Source organism: Candidatus Profftia lariciata, from assembly GCF_020541265.1.
GTDB lineage: Bacteria > Pseudomonadota > Gammaproteobacteria > Enterobacterales > Enterobacteriaceae > Profftia > Profftia lariciata.
Genome location: NZ_CP045925.1, coordinates 233359 through 245909, shown reverse-complemented (window position 1 = coordinate 245909; position 12551 = coordinate 233359). Strand labels below are relative to the sequence as shown.

Here is a 12551-nt window from a genome sequence, read left to right as displayed (position 1 = left end):
TTTTAGTAAATTTTCTTTTGATACAAAAAGTATTTTAATCTTAACAAGAAAATTAGATATTATTAATAATATACTAATTGCTAAAATAGCTATATTATATATCATATAACAAACAATCATATTATTAAGCAATAATTGCTCTTTTAATATAAACATACTTATTTAATAGATAAATCTTTAAATAAATATATTTAAAGATATAAAAATCTTTAAAATTAATATATTTTAATATAATCATAAAAAATGATGACTATCATTATATAAGTATCATGAGTTAATAATAAATAATATCTATTAAATAATTATTTCATTAAATTGATTAGTTAGCTGTCATGCTTACAATATTTTTAAGAAAATTTATATAATAAAAGGATTTGCACTATGTATCGAGAACTTATTCTTCATGAGCTTAACGAAGCAGCAATAAAATTACAAAATTTTATTAGAGATGATAATAATATCTACGCTATACAGTGCGCTGCTGTTTTACTGGCAGATTCTTTTAAATCAGGTGGAAAAGTACTATCATGTGGTAACGGTGGTTCACATTGCGACGCCATGCACTTTGCTGAAGAATTAACTGGTCGTTATCGTGCAAATCGCTCTGGATATGCAGCTATTGCTATTTCCGATCCAAGTTATTTATCATGTGTTAGCAATGATTTTGGATATGATAACGTATTCTCTCGCTATATTCAAGCTATAGGTTGTAAAGGAGATATACTGTTAGGTATTTCAACTTCAGGCAACTCTCGCAACATAATTAAAGCAATTAACATGGCGCGTGTTAAAAATATGAAAGTTATTATATTAACAGGCAACGACGGCGGGAAAATAGCAGGAACTGCAGATATTGAAATATGTGTACAACATACTGGTTATGGAGATCGTATTCAAGAAATTCATATGAAAACGATACATATATTAATTCAATTAATTGAAAAAGAAATGATAAAATAATGTTATTACTAACCTAGCAATATTTTATATAAAAAATTTTAGTATTATGTAATATTACAATAACAAAATAAATAATTTACTATAAGTATTAAAATCTTTAATAAATATAGTATATAATAATAATTATATTCATACGTATTAAATTGTAATAACTAAGTTATTGTATCTCATAAAATTATTTAGTTATATTTAATATATATTTTATATAATGATTATTATAATTTTTTTATTTAATATATTATTACATAGTATATAAAAAGTTAATCTTACAGATTGTAATACATTATGTCTTATTTAATAACTGTTTTATTAAATAAGATATCTTTTATTAAAATTTTATACATTTTTATACAATTATTATTTTTAATAATCAATTATATACTTCACTAAAATAAAACTTATAAGAATACTATTCTTATAAGTGTAAAATAAATAATATTATTAGTAATTTATTTCTTATTAAGTTGAATAAGAAGTATAATATATTTTATGGAATCTAATCTTAAATACTAATAATTATAATTACTATTAACATTAATATATATTATTTTGAATATAAATAATACAACAATCAAAATAACATATTTATAATTTTAGATACACCGTAACTTAGGTTTATTTGTATAAAAAAATAAATTTACCTAACTATATTCATGTATTAGTTCATATGAATATTATTCAATAAATTATAAAATTAAGTATATTTAAACTAAATACATAGTTTATGAATTCGCCGAATAAAGTGAGAAAACATGTCATATTTAGATTTACAACCAAAATTTGACTTTCAGCTTATAGGTAAGCAAGTTATTCAGACTGAACGAGAAGGATTAGCAGAGTTAGATCAATATATTAATGAAGACTTTACTAAATCTTGTGAAGCTATTTTAAATTGCATGGGTAAAGTAATAGTTATGGGAGTAGGAAAATCAGGTCATATTGGTCGTAAAATTGCTGCAACATTTGCTAGTACAGGAACCCCTTCATTCTTTGTTCATCCCAATGAAGCAAGTCATGGTGATTTAGGCATGATTACTTCACATGATATTGTATTAGCAATTTCTAATTCTGGAGAATCTGATGAGATTAAAAAACTTATTCCTGTACTTAAACGTAAAACAGTACAGCTTATATGTATAACAAATCAACCAAATAGTTCTATGGGTAAAGCCACTGATATTCATTTATGTGTTAAAGTATCGCATGAAGCATGTCCTTTAGGATTAGCACCTACAGCAAGCACTACAGCAATATTAGCAATGGGTGATGCTCTAGCAGTTGCATTACTAAAGGCTCGTGGTTTTACTGCCGATGACTTTGCTCTTTCACATCCTGGTGGGGCATTAGGTCGAAAACTATTGTTACATGTTAAAGATATTATGCATACTGATAACGAGATACCTCGTGTTAGCTATAATGCTTCATTACGTGATGCTCTTCTAGAGATAACTCATAAAAAACTAGGATTAACTGTAATCTGTGATGATTCAATGAAAATAGAAGGTATATTTACTGATGGAGATCTTCGCCGCATTTTTGATTTAGGCATTGATTTGAATAATGCTAAAATTTCCGATGTTATGACATACGGAGGTATTCGTGTTCGTCCGTATGACTTGGCAGTCAATGCATTAAGTATTATGCAATCTCATCATATCACCGCACTTTTAGTTGCTGATAGAGATGAATTACTTGGCGTAATTCATATGCATGACATGTTACGTGCCGGTGTAGTCTAATAATTAATTTTTAAAGAGATAAGATATTAAATCTATTAATTTTTATTAAAATATTTTTATTTATTTAAAACTATAAATCACATAGCCAATCACATTAATAATAAGAATACATAGTACATAATTAAAAAATTAACGTACAAGAAATAACTATTATGTATTTTATAAAAAATTATGTAATTATATATTATAATTAATAATCAAAGTATAGTAAAAACTAACAATAAAAAGACATATCATATATCTCTAATGTATTTATTATAAATCATTTACTAACTAATATTAAACTATAAAATATTATATTAGGTACACAAATAATATTTTATATTATAGTAAGTTATAGTACAGTATATTAAGATATTGTATTGCAATATATACGCACCTTTATCAATTATAGTATAATAAAAATTATACATGTATATTAGTATCCTTTTGTTTATTAAAATTATACTTTTATTATACATTGATAAAAATACTATATTTATACAAAGGTATATTAATATGAGTAAAATAAAAATATTGATTATCCTATTGTTAATAGTAATAGCATTAATATTAATTGTTTGGAACGTAACAAATAAAAATTGTAATATCACTCAAATTACAGTAAAAAAGACAGAACCAACATATTGTAGTCAACATACTATAACTATGGTTTACGATTCTAAAGGTAAATTAAGTTATAAACTAATAGCAGAAAATGTTAAGTATTATAAAAACACTAAAACAAGTTGTTTTATATCTCCAATGCTCATTACATATGATCAAAATATAAAGCCTACTTGGTCTGTACGAGCAAATAAGGCAAAAATAATTAATAATAATATGCTTTATCTTTACGGAAGTGTAGAAATAAATAGTTTAATAATGATCTCTCAATTAAAAAAAATTACTACCGATAATGCACAGGTAAACTTATTAACTCAAGAATTTAGTTCTAATAATAAAGTAAATCTTTATGGATTACACTTTACTTCTTATGGTCTAAAAATGTACGGCAATATGCAGAATAAAACTGCACAGTTAATGAATAAGGTTCAAACCTATTATGACATTCAAAATAAATCAAAAAATGCTTAGACTAATGATATTGGTTAGTTTATTTTTTAGTAAAAATATTTTAGTTTTAGCTCTACTTAAAGATACAGAACAACCTATCCATATTGATTCGGCTCAACAATTTTTAAATATACAAAGTAATTCCGTAATATTTACTGGTAACGTTCTAGTAAGACAAGGAACGATTGAGATTCATGCAGATAAAATTATAGTGATACGTCCTTATGGTAAAAAAAATAGAGAAATAATTGAAGGTTATGGTAATCCAGTTATTTTCTATCAAATGCAAGATAATGGTAAACCAATTAATTGTTATGGCAATACATTACGTTATGAACTAGAAAAAGATTTTATTACTATTAAAGGTCATGCCCTTTTAAAACAAACTGATAGTAGCATTAAAGGAGATACAATTACTTATATGTTTAAACAGCAATATATGGAAGCTTTTAGCGATAAAGGTAAACATGTAACAACAGTTTTATTTCCAGATAAATGGAAAGATAAAAAGACAAATATAGATACTCCTATGCAACGATAAAGTAATGCAAACTTACTAAAGTAATAACATAAAATAAAACTTTGCATATGCCTTCTTGACAAACAAAGAGTAAATAATAAGTTATGGCAACGTTAATTGCTAAGAATTTAGCTAAAACTTATAAAGGTCGGCACGTAGTCAAAAATGTTAGCCTAATAGTTCATTCTGGTGAGATTGTTGGTTTATTGGGGCCAAATGGAGCGGGTAAAACTACTACTTTTTATATGGTTGTTGGTATTATATCACGTGACTATGGATATATAAAAATTGATAATGAAGATATTAGTTTACTGCCACTATATGCTCGTGCACATCGTGGGATAGGATACTTACCACAAGAATCTTCTATTTTTCGTCGCTTAAGTGTATATAATAATCTTATGGCTGTATTAGAGATTCGTCATGACCTCATTCATAAAAAGCAACGTAATCATCATGCTGAAGAACTAATGGAAGAATTCCATATTTCCCATTTGCGCAATAATCTTGGTTATGCATTATCTGGTGGTGAACGTCGCCGTGTTGAGATTGCCCGTGCTCTAGCCGCAAACCCTAAGTTTATCTTAATGGATGAGCCATTTGCAGGTGTTGATCCTATTTCAGTAATCGATATTAAAAAAATTATTGAACATTTACGCAATCGTGGTTTAGGTATCTTGATTACAGATCATAATGTACGAGATACGTTAGATATTTGTAAGTGTGCGTACATTGTTAGCCAAGGAAATTTAATCGCTCATGGTACTCCATCTGAAATATTAGATCATGATCAAGTTAAAAAGGTATATCTTGGTGAAGAATTTCGCTTGTAATTATGTTTGTTATAATAATCTAATTTTTTTTATTATAATCATTATAGATAATATAAAAAATAAATTATATTTATAATATAAACTTTATTAAAATCATTTATTTTATAAATACTGAATATTAAACAATGTCAGTAAAATTTAGTAAACTACTCCAAACAATTAACTGCTTACAATAGTATTGAATATATAAATATTTAAGTTAACCTAATATAGATACATCAATATAATGATACATATTACATTATTGATAATTCTTAAATTGATAAAAGATGTATGTGATTGTCTTATAAATAAAAAATATTTTATATTATTGAATAATAATAAATTAAAATTATACTTTTTGTTAAAAATATGATATACCATGTACATTATATATAATAATTAATATTTTTACTCATGATATACCAAAAGATTAGAGATAATAATTAATAAATACATAATATTTGATTATATTTAAAATATTTTTAAATAATTTTTGTATAAATATATTGCATAATATACTAATGTTGCTTATATTTAAATACTTGCTATTTAAATATTACTTATTATATATTTTTTATTAATTAATAAATTTTTATAGTTTAATGATTTACAATAATTAAAAAATTAAATATAATTATATTATAATGCAATTTAATAAAATATTGTATATTTAGATATACTGTCTCTTAATATTAAAAGATTAGCTAATAATATTATAAATATATTATTTAATAATAATAAATAAATTTATACAATAAATACTTTCAAAAAAGTGCATAATGTATTTTAGTATTAATAAAATATGACCTCTATAATTTACTTATTATGCTTTATATTTTTAATAGATGAATATTTTATGGAATACACTATATTTATAATTACATAAGTATAAATTGCTTAAGACGCAACAATAAAAAAACTTAATTTCATACAAAATACTAACTTACAATAATCAAAATAAAGTTAGTATATTTATACTAAAATAGAGGACTAATCTTAGCTAATAATTAACATTATTAAATATAATATTAAAAATATTTTTATATTGCTTAGTATATTACGAAATAAATTATATATTTATATTTAATTATTTCTATAAAAGAAAATATTAAATATTTTTGATGTTACTTTATTTCATTATATTAAAGTATATATTTATAATAGGAATGATAAAATTTTAATAAAATAACTAACTAAATTATATATTTTTTATAAAAATTTAAACAATTAATAAAAATATTATAATTTATTACATTTTATTTTGTATGTATTAATTTAATAAATAATATAATGATATTCCTGTATTTTTAGATAGTGTATAATATATTTATTATTTTAGTTGAATATTAAAGAGAAAATATTATGACTATAGTAACTGTAGTAGAAATATTGCAAGGTCTTATAGCAATTAATACTGAAGTTATTGTACGAGGGTGGTTACGCACTCGGAGAGATTCTAAAATTGGTATATCCTTTCTCTCAGTTTATGACGGCTCTTGTTTTAATTCATTACAAATGGTAGTGGATAATTCTTTATTAAATTATAAGAATGATATCTTACACTTGACTGCTGGTTGTTCTCTTGAAGTTACTGGAAAAATTATGTTATCTCCAGGTAAAAAACAAAAATTTGAACTACAAACAACAAAAGTAAAAATTATAGGCTGGGTCAAAGATCCTGCAACTTATCCAATAGCAGCAAAACATCATAACATAGAATCTCTTCGAGAAGTAGCGCATTTACGTCCACGTACCAATATAATTGGTGCTATAATGCGTATTCGTCATACACTAGCGCAGGCAATTCATTGCTATTTTCATCAAAATGGCTATTTATGGATTACTACTCCACTTATTACAGCTTATGATGCTGAAGGTGCAGGTGAAATGTTTCGAGTGTCTACACTAAACATGGAAGATCTATCATATACTAATGAAGGAAGAGTAGATTTTAGTAAAGATTTTTTTGGTCGTGAAGCATTTTTAACTGTCTCAGGTCAACTAAACAATGAAGCATACGCTTGTGCGTTATCTAAAGTGTATACCTTTGGCCCTACTTTTCGTGCTGAAAATTCCAATACTAGTCGTCATTTATCTGAATTTTGGATGATTGAACCTGAAGTTGCATTCGCGAATATTAGCGATATCGCAAATATTGCTGAAGACATGTTAAAATATGTTTTTCAAACAGTACTTACTGAACGTGCTGATGATATGAATTTTTTTGCACAACATATCAATAAGGATGCTATCAATCGACTAAAAAAAATTTTAATCTCTAATTTTACTGAAATAGATTATACTGAAGCAATTAATATTTTACTTAACTGTGGTATGAACTTTAAAAATCCTGTTTTCTGGGGTGTAGATCTTTCTTCTGAACACGAAAGATATTTAACTGAAAAGCATTTTAAAACACCAGTAGTGGTAATAAACTATCCAAAAGAGATCAAACCTTTTTATATGCGAATGAATCAAGATGGTAAAACTGTAGCAGCAATAGATATATTAGCTCCAGGAATTGGTGAAATAATTGGTGGTTCTCAACGTGAAGAACGATTAAATATTTTGGATAAGCGTTTAGAAGAAATGGGTCTAAATAAACAAAATTATTCGTGGTATTGTGACTTGCGTCGTTATGGCACTGTTCCGCATGCTGGCTTTGGTCTTGGTTTTGAACGTTTAATAGCTTATGTTACTGGTATACAAAATGTTCGTGATGTAATTCCATTCCCACGAACTCCACGAAAATTAAGCATGTAAGTTAATTCATGAAATACAATGTCGCATTGTGAATTGCAAAAGACAAATAATACAAAGACTGATCTTTGATACACTAAAGATTTGCAATACAGTATAAAATTTACAATATGAAATATATGCTTTTATTTAGTTATTTGAATTATACTTTTGTATGATTTTCAATGTAGATCATCAGTCTAGTGAATGGAATATTGTAATACAGATACAGGAAGGCATCATATTATTTTCCTTTTGGTTATGTGAGTGATATAACAATTCCGCACAAAATTAATGTAGATAGTATCAGATGTCAAAAATAACTCCTTTAGAGGATAAACAAATGAAACGCGATATTCTTGCAGTAGTAGTTCCAGCTTTATTAGCAGCTGGTGCAGCAAATGCTGCTGAAATTTATAATAAAGACGGCAAAAAACTTGATCTTTATGGAAAAGTAGATGGTCTGCATTATTTTTCTGATTCGAAACTTATTGATGGTGATCAGTCTTATGCACGTTTTGGTGTTAAAGGTGAAACACAGATTTCTGAACAATTATCTGGTTACGGTCAATGGGAATATCAGTTAAATGTTAGCAACACTCAAAGTGATAGTTCTTCTAAAAAAGCTACTTGTCTAAGTTTTGCTGGTTTAAAATTTGGTGATGTTGGCTCTCTAGATTATGGTCGTAATCATGGAATACTACGTGATATAGAATCATGGACTGATGTACTACCAGAATTTAGTGGTAATACTTATACTATAACTGATAATTATATGACTGGAACTGCTGATGGAGTAGCCACTTATCGTAACAAAAACTTTTTTAACTTGGTTGATGGTTGGAATTTTGCAGTACAGTACCAAGTAAAAAATGATGGCCATAATACCTTTAATAAAAATGCAAACAAATGGGAAAATAATAGTAATGCGAAAAACTCGCGTACCATACAAAACCAAAACGGTAGTGGTTGGGGTCTTGCAACCACTTATAACTTTGGTGAAGGTATAAGTGCTGGTGCAGCTTATGCATCCTCTGATCGTACTGCAGAGCAAATTAATCGTGGTACAGTATCTAATAGTAATATAGCTGGTGGTCATAAAGCTGATGCATGGACTGCTGGTATGAAATACAATGCCAATAACGTATATTTAGCAACTACATATGCAGAAACTCATAATATGACTCCGTATCATGATAATATTTCAGAGAAAACACAAAACTTAGAAATTGTTGCACAATATCAATTAGATTTTGGTTTACGTCCATCTTTATCTTACGTGCAATCTAAAGGTAAGGAACAAAAAAATAGTCATACTCAAAATTACAATGATTTAGTTAAATACGTTGATGTAGGCGCAACTTACGACTTTAAGAAAAATATATCTACTTATGTAGATTATAAGATTAATTTACTACATAAAAATAACTTTACACAAAATAACAACATCAATATTGACGATGTTGTAGCAGTAGGTCTAGTATATAGATTTTAATATATCACGACATTGAGTAAAAAGTCTTAACAGAAAAATAAGGCAGAACTTCGGTTCTGCCTTCTGTTATGTAACATGATACTACTTTAAATATCAATTACTAGTATGATATATTATTATATAAAAAAATAAGATTTTATATTTTTCTTGACTATATCTTTAATAATTATTAATATTTATTTTTATTTATGACTTAATAATTAATAAATTACTTCTTTTTTATTACGATAGCATATAAAGAAAAGAGTCTATAACTAGTAATAATAAAATATTTATATAGATATCTATATCGATAGATAGTATGGGAAGTACTAATATATTTGAAAGGATTAAATCCACACTAGAAGATATAATTTTAGATCTGGCTAATTTATCTTATAGAAGATGCTTATTTTAATAAGATACACTTAGGTATTAGTGCATATAAAGATTAAACTGGTAAAATACCAGTATTAGCTAATCTTAAAAAGATAAGCAGTATATTTCAGAAAAAATAACAAAAAGTATTTAATAAGTAATGATATACTTATTTTATTATCTATACACTAGAATTATTTTTTGATAAAAATAGTTCTATTATTCAGGATAAATACGTGCATACTGCCTAAATTTTAGGTAGTACTAGTGCCCTTAGAGTATCTGCTGATTTTATTGTTAATCAAATTCCAGTTCATCCTATTTAGCTTAGCAATTCTAGCTTTGTCAAATCATAAAAAATATATTTAACTCTGTAGGATTTAAGATGTGTAAATATAATTACTATAATACTACAAATAATCTAATTATCTTTATAGATTTACAGCGAATTTTAAAACAAGTTAAACATGATGATGTAGTTTTATTTCATAGTTGTTGTCATAATCTTACTTGTATTAAGCTTACTTTAAAAGTATGAGAAATGATAGCAGATATGTCAGTATCTAAAGGATTATTACAGTTATTTGATTTTACCTATCAGAGATTTAAGCTAATAATTTAAAAGAAGATATAACAACATATAAATATTTGCAGTAAAAAATAATACTTATTGCAAACTTTTATTTTAAAAATTTTAGTTTATATAATAAACGTGTAGGATCTTCTACATTAGTAGAAATAAATAGTAATATTGCAAATACTGCATTTAGTAATATATAATAAGCTATTCATATAAATTATTTTAATTCTTTAGTACATAGTTGAACTGTAGTAACTACGATTCTTAGTGATAAAGAATTACGTATTATACAACAAGAGTTAAATTCTATGCGTCAACTATTGGTGTATACTTTATGAAATTAAGGGTAAAAAGATTTTAGTTTTATAATTAATCATAAAGATTGTTTTTATTAAGCACTTTAACAAAAAAAATAAATTATTTATCTAAGGGATGAATTTAGCATTTATACAGTAAATTTTGCAAGAATTACTATAAATAATATAGATTTATTATGCAGATCTTTTACATGGATTATATTTTGAAAAAATAATTGATTAATTAATCAAGATATAGAGTATTATATAATATATTAGCAACATAAATTTTTACTAAAATAGTAACAAAATATTAATGTATTCATGTTAAGTCGAAATACTTACTAGATTATAAAAATATATAATAACTTATAATCGTATAACCTATAATATATAAATCTGTCATATCTCTGATATTCTGCAACTATTATTAATAATAAATACATTTATGCAATAATATACAATAAAATTATTCTACTATATAATTAATATATAGCATATCATTGTATGTGTATCAAAACTTTTACGTAATATAGGCTTAATACATTAAATATAATTTATTTAAATAATATAATTTAAATAAATTATTATAGTTGTATTAACAAGTATATATTGGTATAGTCTTATAATATTAAAAGTGATTTATTAATTATAGTAAATAACATTTTCTGTAATTATAATTGATATTTCATAATTAGTAATTCTTAATATATAATATTATATCTTTAGTGATTAATATGATCTATCTATTTTATAGATTTATGATCAATATCAATATTTGTACATATTTAGAATATGTATAAAATATTTTAACTGAAATATCTAAATTATATTTTTATTTTATAATAATCAATTATATTATGATATATATCAAAAACAATAGTTAAAAGTATAAATTTAAATTTTTATAGAAATTTATTACGTATTTAAAACAAAATATATGAAAGATAGTTAAGAACTATATATAAATATATAATTGTTATCAAATATATTTAGTAAATATATGGTATATATATTATTTTTTAGAAAAAGTCTACTAAATATAATTATTTATATATTTGTTATATATAAATAATCAATATTGTACAACAGATAACATAAATATTTTTTAAAAAATAACTAATTTAGTTATATAAATATTAATTATTATTATTTAAAAAATAGATACTACATATAATATTTTTATTATACAATACTAGAATAATTACAGTTAAGTAAAATATATATTGCATATGCTTTTGTGCTATTCGATATAATATATTTCTCTTGTTATTATATAATTATATTAATTTAATAGTTTAAAGATTTATTATTTTAATAATAACATTTAAAAAATATTTATTTTTTTATTTGTATAAAAACATTAATATTAGAATTTTACTATAAATTACTTTAAAATTTATAATTAACTAGAGAAAAAATGTTTAAAAAATTACTCTTCTTAAATAGAATAAAATACATAAATATAATTATTTATTATTTTAATACTAATAATTAATAATATATAATATTTAGCATATTAATCATTTAATAAAATATATATTATATATATGATTATTATAATTACAAACATACTAATAATTAAGAATATTATAATACCTATATTTTTCTTGTTATTACCTAAATAAAATATTTATATGTACTACCATATTAAATACTATATAGTATATAACTATAAATAATTAATAGACTTTAATAATATACAATATTATATCATGCTATCCATAATACATTTGTATTATTTATCTATAATAGAATTATTTAATAAATATACTTTGCAAAATTAATATTAATTTTTTAAACATTACTTTATTATTTTTTAAATATATAATATTAGTCAAAATAATTTAATAGAATTTTCTTAAGAAGATAACTAATAAAAATATTATATATAAATAATTTATACTCTTCATTATTAATTATAATAACTTAATATATAATATATAATAACATGAGGAAAAAGTAATTGACTAAAACAATAAGACGTCCTTCAG

General features: G+C 23.7%; 8 protein-coding genes. All 8 read left to right on the top strand.

Translation table 11 applies throughout. The features are described 5' to 3' along the window. The first annotated feature begins 381 nt into the window (after positions 1-381). Positions 382-960, top strand: a complete 579-nt coding sequence (gene lpcA, locus GII40_RS00580) for a D-sedoheptulose 7-phosphate isomerase (protein WP_226813467.1) — start codon at positions 382-384, stop codon at positions 958-960. Between the two features lie 752 nt (positions 961-1712). Beyond that, positions 1713-2699: an arabinose-5-phosphate isomerase KdsD gene (gene kdsD, locus GII40_RS00575; protein WP_226813466.1), complete on the top strand. Its 987-nt coding sequence runs from the start codon at positions 1713-1715 to the stop codon at positions 2697-2699. Between the two features lie 498 nt (positions 2700-3197). Continuing rightward, the gene (lptC, locus tag GII40_RS00570) at positions 3198-3776 is read left to right on the top strand and encodes an LPS export ABC transporter periplasmic protein LptC (RefSeq protein ID WP_226813465.1); all 579 of its coding nucleotides are present in this window, start codon (positions 3198-3200) and stop codon (positions 3774-3776) included. Beyond that, positions 3745-4296, top strand: a complete 552-nt coding sequence (lptA, locus tag GII40_RS00565; RefSeq protein ID WP_226813464.1) for a lipopolysaccharide ABC transporter substrate-binding protein LptA — start codon at positions 3745-3747, stop codon at positions 4294-4296. Before lptC ends, lptA begins: the two co-directional genes overlap by 32 nt. An 83-nt stretch (positions 4297-4379) precedes the next feature. Beyond that, entirely contained in the window at positions 4380-5108 is a 729-nt protein-coding gene (gene lptB / locus GII40_RS00560; RefSeq protein ID WP_226813463.1) for an LPS export ABC transporter ATP-binding protein, read from the top strand. A gap of 1344 nt (positions 5109-6452) precedes the next feature. Beyond that, positions 6453-7853 carry an asparagine--tRNA ligase gene (gene asnS, locus GII40_RS00555; RefSeq protein ID WP_226813462.1) on the top strand — a complete coding sequence of 467 codons (1401 nt, stop codon included), beginning with the start codon at positions 6453-6455 and terminating at the stop codon, positions 7851-7853. 319 nt (positions 7854-8172) lie between these two features. Continuing rightward, complete coding sequence (ompC, locus tag GII40_RS00550) at positions 8173-9324, top strand: porin OmpC (protein ID WP_226813614.1); 1152 nt, start codon at positions 8173-8175, stop codon at positions 9322-9324. A gap of 742 nt (positions 9325-10066) precedes the next feature. Continuing rightward, on the top strand, positions 10067-10219 hold the full coding sequence (locus GII40_RS03160) for a hypothetical protein (protein WP_420885594.1): 153 nt from the start codon (positions 10067-10069) through the stop codon (positions 10217-10219). Positions 10220-12551: the final 2332 nt, after the last annotated feature.